General features: G+C 70.8%; 16 protein-coding genes and 3 pseudogenes. 8 read left to right on the top strand and 11 right to left on the bottom strand.

Going from position 1 to position 16,347, the window contains the following annotated elements; genetic code table 11:
* Window positions 1–3 precede the first annotated feature (3 nt).
* Window positions 4–2,667 (top strand): ligase-associated DNA damage response DEXH box helicase, encoded by a 2,664-nt coding sequence (locus tag LDO11_RS13135; protein WP_435574655.1) that lies wholly within the window; start codon window positions 4–6, stop codon window positions 2,665–2,667.
* Window positions 2,657–3,322 (top strand): ligase-associated DNA damage response endonuclease PdeM, encoded by a 666-nt coding sequence (gene pdeM / locus LDO11_RS13130; protein ID WP_232141937.1) that lies wholly within the window; start codon window positions 2,657–2,659, stop codon window positions 3,320–3,322. Before LDO11_RS13135 ends, pdeM begins: the two co-directional genes overlap by 11 nt.
* A gap of 44 nt (window positions 3,323–3,366) precedes the next feature.
* On the opposite strand, the gene LDO11_RS13125 is transcribed toward pdeM, so the two are convergent.
* From LDO11_RS13125 to LDO11_RS13095, 7 genes and pseudogenes are all read right to left on the bottom strand, one after another.
* Window positions 3,367–4,124 (bottom strand): IS5 family transposase gene (locus tag LDO11_RS13125; protein WP_096144997.1). Its coding sequence is split into 2 segments (ribosomal slippage): window positions 3,367–3,809 and window positions 3,809–4,124, totalling 759 coding nucleotides; the frame shifts between segments, so codons are not numbered across the junction.
* Window positions 4,125–4,147: 23 nt separating this feature from the next.
* Window positions 4,148–5,002 (bottom strand): DMT family transporter, encoded by an 855-nt coding sequence (locus LDO11_RS13120; protein ID WP_232141936.1) that lies wholly within the window; start codon window positions 5,000–5,002, stop codon window positions 4,148–4,150.
* An 18-nt stretch (window positions 5,003–5,020) separates the two neighbouring features.
* Window positions 5,021–6,082, bottom strand: a complete 1,062-nt coding sequence (gene hemE / locus LDO11_RS13115) for a uroporphyrinogen decarboxylase (protein WP_435574654.1) — start codon at window positions 6,080–6,082, stop codon at window positions 5,021–5,023.
* A gap of 55 nt (window positions 6,083–6,137) precedes the next feature.
* Complete coding sequence (locus tag LDO11_RS13110) at window positions 6,138–6,398, bottom strand: WGR domain-containing protein (protein ID WP_100323599.1); 261 nt, start codon at window positions 6,396–6,398, stop codon at window positions 6,138–6,140.
* Window positions 6,399–6,472: 74 nt separating this feature from the next.
* On the bottom strand, window positions 6,473–7,567 hold the full coding sequence (gene aroB, locus LDO11_RS13105) for a 3-dehydroquinate synthase (protein ID WP_232142018.1): 1,095 nt from the start codon (window positions 7,565–7,567) through the stop codon (window positions 6,473–6,475).
* A gap of 54 nt (window positions 7,568–7,621) precedes the next feature.
* Window positions 7,622–8,146 (bottom strand): annotated as a pseudogene (locus LDO11_RS13100) (shikimate kinase); the annotation flags it as partial.
* Window positions 8,147–8,206: 60 nt separating this feature from the next.
* Window positions 8,207–9,037: a kinase gene (locus tag LDO11_RS13095; RefSeq protein WP_232141934.1), complete on the bottom strand. Its 831-nt coding sequence runs from the start codon at window positions 9,035–9,037 to the stop codon at window positions 8,207–8,209.
* Between the two features lie 23 nt (window positions 9,038–9,060).
* Between LDO11_RS13095 and pdxH the strand changes: the two genes are divergently transcribed.
* The 3 genes from pdxH (at window position 9,061) to LDO11_RS13080 (ending at window position 10,934) form a co-directional block, all read left to right on the top strand.
* Window positions 9,061–9,657 (top strand): pyridoxamine 5'-phosphate oxidase, encoded by a 597-nt coding sequence (pdxH, locus tag LDO11_RS13090; protein WP_232142017.1) that lies wholly within the window; start codon window positions 9,061–9,063, stop codon window positions 9,655–9,657.
* Window positions 9,654–10,475 (top strand): cobalamin-binding protein, encoded by an 822-nt coding sequence (locus tag LDO11_RS13085; protein WP_232141933.1) that lies wholly within the window; start codon window positions 9,654–9,656, stop codon window positions 10,473–10,475. The genes pdxH and LDO11_RS13085 overlap by 4 nt, the downstream gene beginning before the upstream one ends.
* A gap of 63 nt (window positions 10,476–10,538) precedes the next feature.
* A complete protein-coding gene (locus LDO11_RS13080) occupies window positions 10,539–10,934 on the top strand; it encodes a DoxX family protein (RefSeq protein WP_232141932.1) in 396 nt (131 codons plus the stop codon).
* A 19-nt stretch (window positions 10,935–10,953) separates the two neighbouring features.
* On the opposite strand, the gene LDO11_RS13075 is transcribed toward LDO11_RS13080, so the two are convergent.
* From LDO11_RS13075 to LDO11_RS13065, 3 genes are read right to left on the bottom strand one after another with little or no spacing between them, the layout of a single operon-like run.
* Entirely contained in the window at window positions 10,954–11,427 is a 474-nt protein-coding gene (locus LDO11_RS13075; protein WP_232141931.1) for a DUF4426 domain-containing protein, read from the bottom strand.
* Window positions 11,428–11,434: 7 nt separating this feature from the next.
* Window positions 11,435–12,283 (bottom strand): pyrroline-5-carboxylate reductase, encoded by an 849-nt coding sequence (gene proC, locus LDO11_RS13070; protein WP_232141930.1) that lies wholly within the window; start codon window positions 12,281–12,283, stop codon window positions 11,435–11,437.
* A 17-nt stretch (window positions 12,284–12,300) separates the two neighbouring features.
* On the bottom strand, window positions 12,301–13,011 hold the full coding sequence (locus LDO11_RS13065) for a YggS family pyridoxal phosphate-dependent enzyme (RefSeq protein WP_232141929.1): 711 nt from the start codon (window positions 13,009–13,011) through the stop codon (window positions 12,301–12,303).
* A 166-nt stretch (window positions 13,012–13,177) separates the two neighbouring features.
* Between LDO11_RS13065 and LDO11_RS13060 the strand changes: the two genes are divergently transcribed.
* Window positions 13,178–14,215 (top strand): type IV pilus twitching motility protein PilT, encoded by a 1,038-nt coding sequence (locus LDO11_RS13060; protein WP_136411899.1) that lies wholly within the window; start codon window positions 13,178–13,180, stop codon window positions 14,213–14,215.
* 87 nt (window positions 14,216–14,302) lie between these two features.
* Complete coding sequence (locus LDO11_RS13055) at window positions 14,303–15,433, top strand: PilT/PilU family type 4a pilus ATPase (protein WP_129135286.1); 1,131 nt, start codon at window positions 14,303–14,305, stop codon at window positions 15,431–15,433.
* A gap of 9 nt (window positions 15,434–15,442) precedes the next feature.
* Here the strand turns inward: LDO11_RS13055 and LDO11_RS13050 are convergent.
* A pseudogene (locus LDO11_RS13050) lies at window positions 15,443–16,108 on the bottom strand (DUF72 domain-containing protein); the annotation flags it as partial.
* Window positions 16,109–16,190: 82 nt separating this feature from the next.
* Here LDO11_RS13050 and LDO11_RS15875 point away from each other — a divergent pair.
* Window positions 16,191–16,347, top strand: a pseudogene (locus LDO11_RS15875) (ISL3 family transposase); the annotation flags it as partial.

The following is a 16,347-nucleotide window of genomic DNA, read 5'->3' as shown; positions in this document are numbered from 1 at the left end:
CGCGTGGCCGGGCGCCGCGAGGCGCAGGCACGGCTGTCGGCATGGTTCACCGCACAGGGCTGGAAGCCGGCAGCGTTCCAGCGCGAGGTCTGGCGGCGTTACCTCGCCGGCGAGTCCGGCCTGTTGCACACGCCCACCGGCAGCGGCAAGACCCTGGCCGCGTTCGGCGGGCCGTTGCTGGAAGCGCTGGCGGCCTTGCCTTCGTCCGCTTCCGTCGAGGCCGGCGCGGATGGTGATGGCGCCGATGCCGCGCGCCCTGCCGGAACGGGTGCCGGGAATGCGCGCGCCGCTGCCGCGTCGGCGGGTGGCGATGGTCGCGGCCAGGGCCGCCCCCGGAGGGCGCTTGCCGCCCGCGTCCCGGTCGCGGGCGGCGCCAAGCGCACCTCGGGGCCGGGTCGCACCCGTGCACCTGCAGCCGCAAAGCGCACGCCGCATCTGCAGGTGCTGTGGATCACGCCGCTGCGCGCGCTCGCCGCCGATACCCTGCGCGCGCTGCGGGTGGCGACGGAGGCCGTCGGCCTCGACTGGCAACTCGGCCTGCGCACCGGCGATGCCTCCGCGCGCGACCGCCGGCTTGCACGTGCCGGCAAGCTCGACCTGCTGGTGATCACCCCGGAGTCGTTGTCGCTGCTGCTGAGCTATCCGGACACCGCGCCACAGCTGGCACGCCTACGCTGCGTGATCGTCGACGAATGGCACGAACTGCTGGGCAACAAGCGCGGCGTGCTGCTGCAGCTGGCGCTGGCGCGGCTGCGGGCTCTGAACCCCGCGCTGCGCACTTGGGGGCTGTCGGCCACGCTCGGCAACCTGCCGGAGGCGCGCGACGTGCTGCTGCCGCATGCGCCCGGGGCCGCGCTGGTGTCCGGTGCGCGCCCGCGTGGCTTCGAGCTCGAGACGTTGATGCCGGCCGCCGACGAACGTTTTGCCTGGGCCGGACACCTCGGCCTCGCGCAGCTGCCTCGGGTGCTGGACGCCCTGATGGCCGAGCGCACCAGCCTGCTGTTCGCCAACACCCGCTCGCAGGCGGAGCTCTGGCATCGCGCGCTGGCATCGGTCTGGCCGGAGGCGCCGGAAACGCTGGCCCTGCACCACGGCTCGCTGGACCCGGCGCTGCGTGCCGCGGCCGAGCAGGGGCTGCGTGACGGCAGCATCCGCTGCGTGGTGGCGACTTCCAGCCTCGATCTTGGCGTCGATTTCCCCGCGGTCGACCAGGTGCTGCAGATCGGCAGCCCGAAGGGCATCGCGCGGCTGCTGCAGCGCGCCGGCCGTGCGCGGCATCGGCCGGGCGAGAGCGGGCGCGTGGTCTGCGTGCCCACCCACGCGCTGGAGCTGGTGGAGTACGCCGCGGCACGCGAGGCGGTTGCACGCGGCGCGATCGAGGCGCGGCCACCGCCGCGACTGAGCCTGGACGTGCTCGCCCAGCACTGCGTCACCCTGGCGCTCGGTGGCGGTTTCGATGCCGATGCGTTGTATGACGAAGTGCGCACCACGCATGCCTTCGCCGCGCTCAGCCCGTCGATGTGGCAGGCGGTGCTCGAATTCATCGTGCAGGGCGGGCGCGCGCTGTCGAACTACCCGGATTTCCAGCGCGTGGTGCGCGGCGATGATGGCCTGTACCGCGTCGAGGACCGGCGCATCGCGCTGCGCCACCGGCTGTCGATCGGCACCATCGCCAGCGACGGCGCGGTGGTGGTGCGCTTCCTGCGCGGCGGCGCGCTGGGTTCCGTCGAGGAGAGCTTCGTCGGCCGCCTGCGCCGTGGCGACCGCTTCCACTTCGCCGGCCGCCTGCTGGAACTGGTCAGGCTCGAGGACATGACCGCCTACGTGCGCAACGCACCGGGTGCGGGCGACGGCACGGTGCCGCGCTGGCTCGGCGGCAAGATGCCGTTGTCGAGCGAACTCGGCCGCGAGGTGGAGCGCGCATTCGCCGGCGAGGTCGAGGCACCCGAGCTGGACGCGATCGCCGGCCTGCTGCAGCTGCAGGCGCGGCTGTCCGCTTTGCCCGGCCCCGACCGTTTGCTGGTGGAGTGGATACGCGCGCGTGGCGGTCGCTATCTCTTCGTGTATCCGTTCGCCGGGCGGCAGGTGCACGAAGGGCTCGCGGCGCTGCTGGCATTGCGATGGGGCAGGATGGCACCGGACAGTTTCGCCTTCTCGGTCAACGACTACGGCTTCGTGCTGTCGGCCGCGCGTGCCGAGGGCGTGGACGAGGCGCAGCTGCGCACGCTGCTCGACCCGGTGGCACTGGAGGACGACCTGCGCGAGAGCCTCAACCTCGGCGAACTCGCGCGTCGGCAGTTCCGCGAGATCGCACGCGTCGCCGGGCTGCTGCCGCCGTCATTGCCGGGTCGCGCGCCACGTTCGATGCGCCAGCTGCAGGCTTCGAGCGGCCTGCTGTTCGATGTGCTGCAGCGCTTCGACCCCGACCACATGCTGCTGGACCAGGCCGAGCGCGAGGTGTTCTCCGCGCAACTGGAAGTGCGGCGCCTGCGCGAGACCCTGGACGACTGCGCACGACGCGACATCGTGCTGCGCACGCCGCGCTCGTTCACCCCGCTCTCTTTTCCGCTGTGGGCCGAAGCCGTGCGTGGTCGCCTGAGCACCGAGGACTGGCGCACCCGCGTGCAGCGCGCCGCCACGCAGCTGGAGCGCCGCCATGGCGGATGAGCGCGAGGTCCTCGTCGCCGGCGAGCCGGTGCAGCTGCATGCCGAGCGCGCGCTGTACTGGCCGCGCACCCGCACCCTGGTGATCGCCGACCTGCACCTGGGCAAGGCCGACCACTTCCGCCGTGCGGGCATCGCCTTGCCGGTCGGTGGCACCTCGCACGACCTCGAGCGCCTCGACGCGCTGCTGGAACTGACCGGCGCCGAGCGCCTGCTGGTGCTGGGCGACCTGCTGCACGGCGAGATCCCTGAAGCCCCGTGGCTGGCGCGCTGGTACGCGTTCCGCAACCGCTGGTCGACGCTGCGGATCGACGTGGTCGCCGGCAACCATGACCGCGTGCTGCGGCGGCATCCGGAACGCGCCGCCTCGATGGGCCTGGAACTGCATGCTCCGTACGTGCACGAGCCGCCGTTCCTGTTCGTGCATGCCGCGGAAGATGCGCCTGCCGGTGGCGAGGGCTACGTGTTGGCCGGGCACCTGCACCCGGTGCTGCGCCTGCCGGGATTGCCACGGCTGCCGGTGTTCCGCTTCGCCGAGGTCGGCATCCTGCCGGCATTCACCACGTTCGCCGGCGGCATGCCATTCGATCCGGCACGCGATGAGCGCGTGTTCGTGTGCGCGCCCGGTGCACTGGTGGAGATGCCGGTGATGGCCTGAGCGCGGATGGCGCCGACGCGGCCGTCGCCTAGGGCCTGTTAACACTATCGCAACGATTCGACGATCAGTGCGAAGTGGATGAAGGCCGCGAACATGACGTCGAGCTTGTCGAAGCGGCTGAAGATGCGGCGGAACCCTTTCAGACGGCGGAACAGGCGCTCGATTTCGTTGCGGCGCTTGTAGATCTCGGTGTTGTACGCCCATGGCTGGGCCCGCAGCGGATGCGGGGGCACGACCGGATCCAGGCCCAGATCCAGCGCGAGCTGCCGGGTTTCATTGCCCTCGTAGGCGCGATCCATGACCAGATGGCAGCGCGCGGGCAGGGGTGGCAGGGCATGCAGCAGGGCGCGACCGGCTGGGGCATCGCCCGCCTGGCCCGGCGAAAGCGAGAAGGCTAACGCGCAGCGGGAATCCGCGGCAGCCATATGAATTTTGGTGGTCCAGCCTCCGCGGGAGCGGCCGATGGCCTGCGGGCCGTTTTTTTTCGTGCGCCGGTGCCGTCCGGGTGGACCTTGACGATCGTACTGTCCAGGCTGACCGCCTCCAGCCGCACCCGGACCAGCTGTTCGGCCTGCATGCGCTCGAAGACCCGATCCAGGACCCCGGCCTTGGCCCACCGGTTCATCCGCGTGTAGATCGTGTGCCAGTTGCCGAACCGCTTGGGCAGGGCCCGCCACTTGCAGCCATTTTCGGCCACGAACAGGATCGCGTTGAGCACTTGAAGGTTGTCCAGCGACACATTGCCCCGCTGCCGCGGCAGGCAATCCTCGATACGCGCGAATTGCGCAGGCGTAAGTTCCATGCGCAGTATGTTAGCACGTAGTGTTAACAGGCCCTAGGGCCGACGTGGCCGCAGCTCACCATCGCGATGCCACCGAGGATCATCGCCGAGGCCAGCAGCAGGCGTGCATCCAGCGATTCGCCCAGCAACAGGATGCCCGCGAGCGCCGCCGTCGGCGGTACCCCGAGTTGCACGCCGGCCGCACGCGCCGCGCCCAGTGATGGCAGCACCGCGTACCACAGCGCGTAACCGAGCCCGGAGGTGACCGCGCCCGACAGCACCGCCAGTGCCACGCCGGCCGCGTCGGCGTGCAGGCGGTCGGCGGACACCAGCAGCAGCGCCAGCCCAAGCGGCAGCGCACGCAGGAAGTTGCCCGCGGTATCGGCCAGCGGATCGCGGCTGCCGCGGCCGCGCAGCGAATAACAGCCCCAGGCGACGCCGGCGGTGAGCATCAGCGCCGCACCCGACGGCGAGGGCGCGGACAGGCCGGGCAGCAGCATCGCCACCAGGCCGGCGATCGCCAGCCCGAAGCCGGTCCACTGGGCGAGCGAAAGTCGCTCGCCGGCCCATAGCGCGGCAGCGACCATCGTCACCTGCACCGCGGCGAACAGCAGCAGGGTGCCGGTGGACACCGGCACGTACATGAAGGCGTAGGAGAACGCCGCGGCATACGCGAACAGCGCCAGTGCCGGGCCCCAGTTGCCGCCGGCCCGCGCTGCGGCGCTGGCGCGCCTGCGCACCAGCAACCACAGCACCAGTGCGCCGGACCCCAGCCGGATCGCGGTGAAGCCGGCCGGGTCGATATGCGCGTCCTGCAGCGCCCAGCGGCACAGCAGCGAATTGCCGGCGAAGGCCGCCAGCACCGCCGTGGTCAGCACCACCAGGCGCAGCGGCGTCATCGGTGTGGCTGCCGCGCCTCAGCGTGCGCTGTGCGCGTGCACCGCCTCGACCAGCACGGCGACGTGTTCGGGATCCATGTCCGGCGACATGCCGTGGCCGAGGTTGAACACGTGGCCGTCGCGCGAGCCGCCGTTGCCGTCGCGGTAGGCGTCCAACACGGTGGCCACCTCGCGGCGGATCGCCTCCGGGCTGCCATAGAGCACGCACGGATCGAGGTTGCCCTGCAGCGCGACCCGGCCGCCGGTGCGGCGTGCGGCTTCGTCCAGGCCGACCATCCAGTCCACGCCGACGCCATCGGTCCCGGTGGCGGCCAGCTCTTCCAGGTACGCGGCGGTGCCCTTGCCGAACAGGATCAGCGGGGTGCGGTCGGCACCCTCGCCACGCTCGAGTTCACGCGCGATGCGCTCGAGATAGGGCAACGAGAACTCGCGGTACATTGCCGGGCTCAGCACGCCGCCCCAGGTGTCGAACACCTGCAGCGCCTGCGCACCGGCGGCACGCTGTGCGGCGAGGTAGGCGATCACCGCGTCGGTATTCACCGACAGCAGCGCATGCAGCGCCTGCGGATCGTTGAGTGCCATCGCCTTGATGCGGGCGAAGTTCTTGCTGCCGCCGCCTTCGACCATGTAGCAGGCCAGCGTCCACGGGCTGCCCGAAAAGCCGATCAGCGGCACGCTGCCATCGAGCTCGCGGCGGATCACCCGCACCGCGTCCATCACGTAGCGAAGCTCGGTTTCCATGTCCGGCACGCCGAGCGCGGCGATCGCCGCGGCATCGCGCACCGGCTTGCGGAACTTCGGCCCCTCGCCGTCGACGAAATACAGCTCCAGGCCCATCGCGTCGGGGATGGTGAGGATGTCGGAGAACAGGATCGCCGCATCCAGCGGGAAGCGCCGCAGCGGCTGCAGGGTGACCTCGCAGGCCAGGTCGGGGTTCTTGGCCATCGCCAGGAAGCTGCCGGCCCGGGCGCGGGTGGCGCGGTACTCCGGCAGGTAGCGGCCGGCCTGGCGCATCAGCCAGACGGGGGTGTGGTCGACGGGCTCGCGCCGGAGGGCGCGCAGGAAACGGTCGTTCTTCAGCGGTGCGGACAAGACGTGATCCTTGCAAGGCGCGGCGGCGCGAGGCCGCGGGGGCTCAGCGCGGTGGTGGCGCGGTCGCGCCCTGGGCATAGACCAGCCGGAAGCCGCGCTTGAGCTGGGCGTCGCGGGCCTGCTCGAGCGCGCCCACCGCACTGGTCTGGTCGAGGAACTGTTCGCGGCGCACCTGGCTGCGGCCGCCGATCTGGCCGGATTCGCGCACCAGCGTCCAGCCGCCCAGCAGGTCGGGCTGGAGCATCAGCTGGACGAAGCGCGGGGCTTCACGTCCTTCGGCGGGTTGTTGCAGCAGCAGGCGCATAGGGCCATTGTACGGGGCGGCGGGCACGGAAGGCCGGCGCGGCGCGCCGCGCGGGGAGGGAACGCGCGGGTGGTTCAGCCGGCGCGCAGCACCGCCAGCACCGCGCTCTCCGGCACGTCGGACAGCACCTCGGCGCGGCCGGCACCGCGCCAGACGATGAAACGCAGTCCGCCGGCCTGCGCCTTCTTGTCCAGGCGCATGTGCGCCAGCAGCTGTTCCGGGTCGAGCCCGTCCGGCAGCGCAACCGGCAGGCCGAAGTGCTGCAGCAACGTGCGCAGGCGGTCGCCGTCGGTCGCAGGGGCCAGGCCCAGCGCTTCCGACAGCCGCGCCGCCAGCACCATGCCCACCGCCACCGCCTCGCCGTGGTTGAGCCCGCCATAGCCCTGCGCGGTCTCGATGGCATGCGCAAAGGTGTGGCCGAAGTTCAGCAGCGCGCGCTCGCCGTGCTCGAACGGATCGCGAGCCACGATCGTCGCCTTGTGCGCGCAGCTGCGCGCGATGGCGTCGGCCAGCGCCTGCTGGTCCATCGCCAGCAGCACCTCGGCGTGCTGTTCCAGCCAGTCCAGGAACGCGGCATCGCCAAGCGCGCCGTACTTGACCACCTCGGCCAGCCCGGCGCGCAGCTCGCGTGGCGGCAGCGTGGCCAGCACCGAGGTATCGGCGATGACCGCGCGCGGCGGATGGAAGGCGCCGACCAGGTTCTTGCCCCGTGGCAGGTCCACCGCGGTCTTGCCGCCGACCGAGGAGTCGACCATCGCCAGCAGCGAGGTGGGCAGCTGCACGCAGTCGATGCCACGCATCCAGCAGGCCGCGGCGAAGCCGGCGAGGTCACCGACCACGCCGCCGCCCAGCGCATACACGCAGGCATCGCGACGCGCCCCCAGCGTCGCCAGTGCATCGATGGCGCCGGCGAAGCCGTCGAGCGTCTTGGAGGCCTCGCCCGCCGGCAGCACGAACTCGCCGATCGCGATGCCGGGGCGCGCCCGCCGCAACGCCTCCGCCACCTGCGCGGCATAGCGCGGCGCGACCTGGCTGTCGCTGACCAGCAGCGCCTGGCTGCCGCGCAGCGGGCCGGCCAGCAGGGTGCCGTCGTCGAGCAGCCCGGGACCGATATGGATGCGATAGGGCGCGGTACCGCCGACGTCGACGGTGCGGGCTGGAGAGGGCATGCGGACAGCTTCCGGAGAGGGTGGGGCGACGGCCGGCAATGGCGCGGATGCGGTGCGCTGCCAGCGCTGGCCGAGCAGGCGTCCCAGCCGCGCGACCGCGACCGGTGGCGCGCAGCCGCCGGTGTCGAAGCGCAGGTCGGCGACCTCCCGATACAGCGGCTCGCGCGCGGACGCCAGCGTGCGCAGTACCTGTTCGCGGTCGCCATTGGCGAGCAGCGGGCGGGTGCGGTCGCGGGCCAGCCGCCGGAGCTGCTCCGCGGGTTCCACGTGCAGATACACGACGAAGGCGCGGCCGGCCATCGCGCGGCGGTTGTCGGGATCGAGCACCGCGCCACCTCCGCTGGCGAGCAGGAGTCCTTCGCCTGCCAGCAGGTCCGCCAGCACCTCGCGCTCGCGCAGGCGGAAACCCGCCTCGCCCTCGCACTCGAAGATGGTGGGAATCGTCGCGCCGGTGCGCTGTTCGACTTCGCGGTCGAGGTCCACGAACGCCAGCCCGAAGCGGCCGGCGAGGCGGCGGCCGATCGAGGACTTGCCGGCACCCATCGGGCCGACCAGGACGAGGTTGGGAGCGGGGTTCATGAGCACGCCATGGTAGGGCCTGCCCCCGGCCACGGCATCCGCCTGCAATCTTCAATGGAATCAGGCGGTGATCCGCGGCGAGCGCCGCGCGTCCAGCCGCACCAGCAGGTCCGCGCGTGGGGGCAGGGTGCGCAGTGCCTGGCGGCTGACGCGCTCGTAATGCTGGACGAAGCGGTCGCACTGCGCGCGGTCCATGCCGGGGTCGGCGGCGTTGCGCGCCTGGGCGGCGCACTCCTGTTCCCAGCGCCAGTCCGGCACCACCTCGAACCCCGGGGCCGCGAGCAGCAGCAGGCGGTCGATGCGCGACCACAGCGGCGGGTAGTCGCGTGCAAGCGCGTCGTTGCAATGGCGGCGCCAGACGCCATCGCGATCCTCGTCGCGTTCCAGCGCGTTGACCGGTCGCAGCAGGGCCGGCGCCGGTTCGGCGGGCGTGCCGAGGAACCAGCCCTCGAACACGACCAGATCGGCGCCTGCGACACGCGCCCACCCGTGCGCCGGCAGGCGGCGGTCGGCGAGCTTGTCGAAGCGCGGAATCGCCACGTCGTCGCCCTCGCGCAGGGCATCCAGCGTATGCAGGGCCAGCGGCAGGTCATGGGTGCCGGGCGGGCCGCGCGTCCGCAACAGGGGATGCACCTCGCGTGCGAGCGCCTCGCGCTGCGGGCGGTCGAGGTAGAAATCGTCGATCGACACCACCGCGATCCGCATGCCCGTGGCGCGCCCGGCCGCCGCAAGCTGCGCGGCCAGCGTGGACTTGCCGCTGCCCTGCAGGCCGCTGATGCCGTAGATCCGCACGCCAGCGCGGCGTGCATCGGCCAGCACGGCGTCCACCAGCGTCGCACCGAAGCCGCCGGGGGCGGGGTCTGCGTCGGCCGGATGCGTGCCCTGCGTCATCGGGCCACAATAGCCCGATGGACATCGACCCTCTCCACGCAGAAGCGCTGGCCACCTTCGACGTGCTGTTCGCCGAAGCCGCCCGCGCCGGCGAACCCGATCCCACCGCGATGGTGGTGGCCACGGCCGGCATCGACGCGCGCCCGTCGGCGCGCATGGTGCTGCTGAAGGCGCACGACGCCCGCGGATTCGTGTTCTACACCCACCTCGATGGGCGCAAGGGCCGCGAGCTGCAGGAAAACCCGCGTGCCGCGCTGCTGTTCCACTGGCCGCGCGTGCGCCAGGGCGTGCAGGTGCGCATCGAGGGCGAGGTGGCTCTGGTCGACGACGCCGAAGCGGATGCCTATTTCGCCAGCCGCCCGCGTGGCAGCCAAGTCGGTGCCTGGGCATCGCTGCAGTCCGAACCGCTGGCGTCTCCGGAGGAGTTCGCGCAGCGGCTGGCCGATACCGAAGCCGAGTTCGATGGCCGCGAGGTGCCGCGCCCGCCGCGCTGGGGCGGGCTGCGCGTGCGCCCGGAACGCATCGAGTTCTGGTACGGCGCGCAGTTCCGGCTGCACGAACGCTGGCTGTATTCCTGCGACCCCACCGACGCGTGGTCGAAGCGGATGCTGTTTCCTTGAAGGGCCAACCCGCCGGCCCGCAGCGCATCGTCTGCCTGACCGAGGAACCGACCGAGACGCTGTATGCGCTCGGCGCGCAGGACCGCATCGTCGGTATCAGCGGCTTCACCGTGCGCCCGCCGCAGGCGCGCCGCGAGAAGCCGAAGGTCAGCGCGTTCACCAGTGCCAAGGTGGAGGCGATCCTCGCGCTGAAGCCGGACCTCGCGATCGGCTTTTCCGACATCCAGGCCGATATCGCCGCCGAACTGGTGCGCCGCGGGGTGGAGGTGTGGATCGCCAACCATCGCAGCGTGGACGGCATCCTCGACTACATCCAGCGCCTGGGCGCGCTGGTCGGCCTGCCGGTGCAGGCGCGTGACTATGCCGACACCCTGCGCCGCGGCCTGGACACCATCGAGCGCCAGGCGGCAACGCTGGAACGGCGCCCGAAGGTCTACTTCGAGGAATGGGACGAGCCGATCATCACCGGCATCCGCTGGGTCGCCGAGCTGATCGGCATTGCCGGTGGCGATGACGTGTTCCCGGAACTCTCGGTCGAGCCGCTGGCAAAGGCACGCATCCTCGCGAATGGCGATCCGGTGATCGCACGGGCACCGGACATCATCCTGGGCTCGTGGTGCGGCAAGAAGTTCCGGCCCGAACGCGTGGCCGCACGACCGGGCTGGGAGGCGATCCCGGCGGTGCGCGATGGCGAGCTGCACGAGATCAAGTCGCCACTGATCCTGCAGCCCGGGCCGGCCGCGCTGACCGACGGGATCGGCGAAATCGCGGCGATCATCGCGCGCTGGTCGCAGCGACAGGCGCGCTCCGCCGGCTGACACGGGCTATCGCGCCCGTGCGCGGCTTGCGATGATGCGCGCCCTTCGAAAACGGAGCGCGCGATGAACCAGGCAACCATGCAGGACCTCGGCCGGCTGCTGCTGCGGCTTGCGGTCGGCGTGCTGGTGCTGCTGCACGGACTGGCCAAGCTGCGCACGGGGGTGCGCGGTATCGAGCGGATGGTGGAAGCGCACGGGCTGCCGGGCGAACTCGCCTGGCTGGTGCTGGTCGGCGAGATCGTGGCGCCCTTGATGCTCATCATCGGCCTGCACGCGCGCATCGGCGGCGTGCTGGTCGCGATCAACATGCTGGTGGCGATCTTCCTGGTGCACATGGGCGACCTCGGCCGAGTGAACTCGACCGGCGGCTGGGCGATCGAGCTGCAGCTGATGTTCCTCGCCGGCGCGCTGGCAGTGGCCCTGCTCGGCCCGGGACGATTCTCGGCGAACCAGCGCTAGGTCGCCTGTTCGCGCCGAGCTACCGGTAGACCTCGCGACTGAACTGCAGCCGCGTGACCTCGCCCTCGGCGGTGTGGGCTTCGACCAGGAAGCGCAACGTGTCGGGCGGCGTGACGCGAACGACGCCGATATGGTCGGTGAGTTCGCCTACAGCCACTTCGCGCAGCAGCACGTCGTGGCGCACGCCGCGCAGGTCGACCGCGCTGGCGCTCACCCGCGCCGGCACCGCGCGTTCGTCGGCGTCGTCGCCGCGACGCACGCCGACCATCAGCAGCAGGTTGCGGGGCCCGCGTTCGATCCGGTATTCGCGTGCGGCCGCTTCGCTCAGGGCCGAGGTGGGCACCACGCTGGCGCGCACGCTGAGGTCGCCGTTGCGGGCGACGGCCGGCGGCTCGGGCGCGCCCTGACCCGCGGGCGGGGTCGGCGCTGCTCCGCAGGCGGCGAGCGCGACCACGCAGGCCAGCACGCCGGCCATGCCGGATATCCGGGACATCGCGATCTCAGTCATTGGCGGCCGACAGTTCCTGCCCGCGCCGACGCGCCGCATCCACGGCATCCGCGACCAGGGTGCGCAGATCGCCGGCCTCGAAGGTCTCGAGTGCGGCCTGGGTGGTGCCATTGGGCGAGGTCACCCGGCGCCGCAGTTCGCCTGGCGCCTCCCCGGATTCGGCCAGCATGCGCGACGCCCCCAGCAGGGTCTGCTGGACCAGCAGGCGGGCGCTCGCGGCGGGCAGGCCCTGGGCGATCGCGGCCGCCTCCATCGCTTCGGCGAACAGGAACACATAGGCCGGGCCACTGCCCGAGACCGCCGTCACCGCGTCCATCAGCGCTTCGTCGTCGATCCATTCGGTGCGGCCGGTGGCGGCCAGCAGCGTCTCGGCCTGCGCGCGGCCCGCGGCATCGACGCGGTCATTGGCGTACAGGCCGGTCATCCCGGCGCCCAGCAGCGACGGGGTGTTGGGCATCGCCCGCACCACCGCCGCCGTGCCGCCCAGCCAGCGTTCGATCTGCGCAGTTGTGATGCCGGCTGCAACCGAGACCACCAGCGGTGTGCAGCCGCGCGCGGCGTCCCCCAGGCCCTCGCAGACACCGCGCAGCACCTGCGGCTTCACCGCCATCACCCAGACGTCGGCGTCCGCCACCGCCGCGGTCGCCTCGGCGAACGTGCTCACGCCGAAATCGGTCTCCAGGCCGGCACGGGTGGCCTCGCCCGGATCCGCCACGCGGATCGACCCCGCAGCGACGCCGCCGGCCACCAGGCCACCGATCAGGCTGCGGGCCATGTTGCCGCCGCCGATAAAGGCGACCGTGTGCCCGTCGCGCAGGGTGGGTTCGGGTGTGTTGGCCATGGGTCTCCTCGGGTTCTTCAGTCTTTCGGCGGGCGCGGGCCGAACAGGGCGGTGCCCACGCGCACCAGGGTCGCGCCTTCGGCGATCGCCTGCTCGAGGTCGTCGCTCATGCCCATCGACAGGGTATCGATGCGGGGGTGGTCCGCCGCCAGCGCGTCGAACAGCGCCCGCATGCGCGAGAACGCGGGGCGGCGCTGCTCAGGGTCGGAGTGCGGGGTGGGGATGGCCATCAGGCCGCGCAACCGCAGCGCGGGTTCGCCGGCGATGGCCTCCGCCAGCGCAGGAATGTTGTCGGGGCGGCAGCCGTGCTTGCCGGCTTCGCCGTCGACATTGACCTGCACCAGCACGTCGAGCGGCCGGGCCGGATCGCGCCACTGCGCGAGCGCGGCGACCAGCTTCGGGCGGTCCACGGTCTGCACCCAGTCGAACAGTTCCGCGGCGTGGCGCGCCTTGTTGGACTGCAGGTGGCCGATCAGATGCCATTCGATGCCCGTATCGCCAAGTGCCTCGATCTTGCCCGCGGCTTCCTGGACGTAGTTTTCGCCGAAGCCCGGGCGGTCCTCACCCAGGGCGCGTCGCAGCGCGGCCAGCGCTGCCACTTCGGCAGCGTCGCGGGTCTTGCTGACGGCCAGCAGCCGCGGCGGTGGCCGGCCGGCGGCGCGCGCGGCGTTGATGATCCTGTCTGCGACGCAGCGCAGGCGGTGTTCGTGATGGGGGTCTGGGGTCATCGCGGGGGCGTGCGGTGGGCGCGGGAAGCGTGCGCGCATCCGCTGGATTTACGGTGCGGTCCGGGCGCTATACTGCGCCGCAGGGGTGGGCGGATGCCAGTCGCAAGGCGCATCAGGCCCGATTTCGGCCGCGAGGTCGTGCGGCAAGGGGCAAGCAGGGGACACCATGGATATCGCCGAACTGTTGGCGTTTTCGGTCAAGAACAAGGCATCGGACCTGCATCTGTCGGCAGGCCTGCCGCCGATGATCCGCGTCGACGGCGACGTGCGCCGGATCAACATCCCCGCACTCGACCACAAGCAGGTGCACGCGCTGGTCTACGACATCATGTCGGACAAGCAGCGCCGCGATTACGAGGAATTCCTCGAGGTCGACTTCTCGTTCGAGATCCCGGGCCTGGCGCGCTTCCGTGTCAACGCGTTCAACCAGAACCGTGGCGCCGGCGCGGTGTTCCGTACCGTTCCCTCCGAAGTGCTGACGCTGGAAGACCTCGGCTGCCCGCCGGTGTTCCGCCAGCTGATCGACCAGCCGCAGGGCCTGATCCTGGTGACCGGGCCGACCGGTTCCGGCAAGTCCACCACGCTCGCGGCGATGGTCGACCACATCAACAAGAACGAATACGGGCACATCCTCACCATCGAGGATCCGATCGAGTTCGTGCATACCTCGCAGAAGTGCCTGATCAACCAGCGCGAGGTGCACCGCGACACCCACGGCTTCAACGAGGCACTGCGCTCGGCGCTGCGCGAGGACCCGGACTACATCCTGGTCGGCGAAATGCGAGACATGGAGACCATCCGCCTCGCGCTGACCGCCGCGGAGACCGGCCACCTGGTGTTCGCGACCCTGCACACCTCGTCGGCGGCCAAGACCATCGACCGCATCATCGACGTGTTCCCCGCCGGCGAGAAGCCGATGGTGCGCTCGATGCTGTCGGAGTCGCTGCGCGCGGTGATCAGCCAGGCGCTGCTGAAGAAGGTCGGCGGCGGCCGCACCGCAGCCTGGGAAATCATGGTCGGCATCCCGGCGATCCGGAACCTGATCCGCGAGGACAAGGTCGCGCAGATGTACTCGGCGATCCAGACCGGCCAGCAGCACGGCATGATGACGCTCGACCAGCACCTGCAGGACCTGGTCAAGCGCGGACTGATCACCCGCGCGCAGGCCAGGGACTACGCCAAGGACAAGCGCACGTTCGAGTGACGCCGGACCGGCGGATCCGCTCGATGGATCCGCACACAGCCACGGTGCGCGGCGGCGTGACGCACGCGACGCCCGCAGGAGCCACACATGAGCAGCATCGACTTCACCTCGTTCCTCAAGCTGATGGCCCACCAGAAGGCCTCGGACCTGTTCATCACCGCCGGCATGCCGCCGTCGATCAAGGTGCACGGCAAGATCTCGCCGGTAACCCAGAACCCGCTGACGCCGCAGCAGGCGCGCGACCTGGTGCTCAACGTGATGACGCCCGCGCAGCGCGAGGAATTCGAGAAGACCCACGAGTGCAACTTCGCCATCGGCGTGTCCGGCGTGGGCCGCTTCCGCGTGTCGTGCTTCTACCAGCGCAACCAGGTGGGCATGGTGCTGCGCCGGATCGAGACCAAGATCCCGACCGTCGAGGAGCTCAACCTGCCGCCGATCATCAAGACGCTGGCGATGACCAAGCGCGGCATCATCATCTTCGTCGGTGCCACCGGCACGGGTAAGTCCACGTCGCTGGCGGCGATGATCGGCTACCGCAACCACAACTCGACCGGCCACATCATCACCATCGAGGATCCGATTGAGTTCGTGCACAAGCACGAGGGCTGCATCATCACCCAGCGCGAGGTCGGTATTGACACCGACAGCTGGGAGAACGCGCTGAAGAACACCCTGCGCCAGGCGCCGGACGTGATCATGATCGGCGAGGTGCGCACCCGCGAGGGCATGGACCACGCCATCGCCTTCGCCGAGACCGGGCATCTCGTGCTGTGCACGCTGCATGCGAACAACGCCAACCAGGCGATGGACCGCATCATCAACTTCTTCCCCGAGGACCGTCGCAGCCAGCTGCTGATGGACCTCTCGCTCAACCTCAAGGGCGTGGTCGCGCAACAGCTGATCCCGACGCCCGATGGCAAGGGCCGCCGCGTGGCGATGGAAGTCCTGCTCGGCACGCCGCTGGTGCAGGATTACATCCGCGACGGCGAAGTGCACAAGCTGAAGGATGTCATGAAGGAATCCACCAACCTCGGCATGAAGACCTTCGACCAGAGCCTGTTCGAGCTCTACCAGGCCGGCGAGATCTCCTACGAGGACGCGTTGCGCTATGCCGACTCCGCCAACGAGGTGCGCCTGCGCATCAAGCTCGCCCAGGGCGGTGACGCCCGCACGCTGAGCCAGGGCCTGGACGGGGTGGAGATCGCCGAGCTCCGCTGATCGCGGAGTTCATGCCAGGGGCGGATGCCGCGAAGCGAGTGGCGGGCCTTGCGGTGCCACCACCGCGGATGGCCCCGTGCGCAACGCCACGCGTCGTGCGAGTTCCTGCGCGTCGTAGGGCGCGTGGGTCTTGATGTCGTTGTCGAAATAGCAGTAGACGTCGCGCGGGACCCGGTTCGGCGCCGGCCCGCCGGCACGGCGTGCGCCACGCGGTTCCGTGCCGCGCGTCCATGCGGCGATGCGTCGCGCCCAGTCGTCGAGCGCGTCATCGCTGTAGCCGCTGGCGTACAGCTCCTCGTCGCCGTGCAGGCGCAGGTAGACGAAATCCGCGGTCAGGTCCTCCAGCAGCGGCCAGCGCCCTGCGGTGTCGGCAACCACCAGTGCAACCCCGTATTCGCGCAGCAGGTCGACGAAGCCCGGGTTGTTGAAGCTTGCATGCCGCACTTCCAGTGCATGGCGTAGCGGCCGTTGCGCATCGGTGGTGAGCGCGCAGCGCCCCTGCATGCGCGAGGTCTCGCGCTGGCGGGCCAGTGCGACCGCCTGGTCGGTATCGCGCGGCAGCACCGCGAGGAAGCCGCGCAGGCGCTCTTCGTCGTACAGGAAATTCGGCGGCAGCTGCCACAGGATCGGACCGAGCTTCGGCCCCAGCCGCAACAGGCCTGACGAAAGGAAGTTGGGTTCTTCGCGGATCAGCGGGGAGCCTTCAAGGACCGCCCTTACCCTTGAGGCCTGATTTTCAGGGCTCAGGGGTGAGGTCATGCTGGACCGCAAGACGATTGAGAAGCTTGGGGCTGGGAAGGCTACCGGGTGGAGCGGATCGCGTGGCCTGAGGGTGACAGTCGAATCGTCACGATCTACCTCAAGCCGTCATCACGGACGATGTATTGCGTGCATTGCGGCAGCCGATGCCGGCA

This window comes from Alterluteimonas muca, from assembly GCF_021191595.1.
GTDB lineage: Bacteria > Pseudomonadota > Gammaproteobacteria > Xanthomonadales > Xanthomonadaceae > Luteimonas > Luteimonas muca.
The sequence above is the reverse complement of the archived record's forward strand: the minus strand, read 5'-3'. Positions and strand labels throughout refer to the sequence as shown.

Bases quoted from the DNA above. Each gene is read 5' to 3' on its own strand.
- LDO11_RS13080 (WP_232141932.1), top strand. From the start codon at position 10,539: ATGAACCAGGCAACCATGCAGGACCTCGGCCGGCTGCTGCTGCGGCTT.
- pdeM (WP_232141937.1), top strand. From the start codon at position 2,657: ATGGCGGATGAGCGCGAGGTCCTCGTCGCCGGCGAGCCGGTGCAGCTG.
- aroB (WP_232142018.1), bottom strand. From the start codon at position 7,567: ATGCCCTCTCCAGCCCGCACCGTCGACGTCGGCGGTACCGCGCCCTAT.
- LDO11_RS13055 (WP_129135286.1), top strand. From the start codon at position 14,303: ATGAGCAGCATCGACTTCACCTCGTTCCTCAAGCTGATGGCCCACCAG.
- proC (WP_232141930.1), bottom strand. From the start codon at position 12,283: ATGGCCAACACACCCGAACCCACCCTGCGCGACGGGCACACGGTCGCC.
- LDO11_RS13065 (WP_232141929.1), bottom strand. From the start codon at position 13,011: ATGACCCCAGACCCCCATCACGAACACCGCCTGCGCTGCGTCGCAGAC.
- LDO11_RS13075 (WP_232141931.1), bottom strand. From the start codon at position 11,427: ATGTCCCGGATATCCGGCATGGCCGGCGTGCTGGCCTGCGTGGTCGCG.
- LDO11_RS13095 (WP_232141934.1), bottom strand. From the start codon at position 9,037: ATGACGCAGGGCACGCATCCGGCCGACGCAGACCCCGCCCCCGGCGGC.
- LDO11_RS13120 (WP_232141936.1), bottom strand. From the start codon at position 5,002: ATGACGCCGCTGCGCCTGGTGGTGCTGACCACGGCGGTGCTGGCGGCC.
- LDO11_RS13110 (WP_100323599.1), bottom strand. From the start codon at position 6,398: ATGCGCCTGCTGCTGCAACAACCCGCCGAAGGACGTGAAGCCCCGCGC.
- LDO11_RS13060 (WP_136411899.1), top strand. From the start codon at position 13,178: ATGGATATCGCCGAACTGTTGGCGTTTTCGGTCAAGAACAAGGCATCG.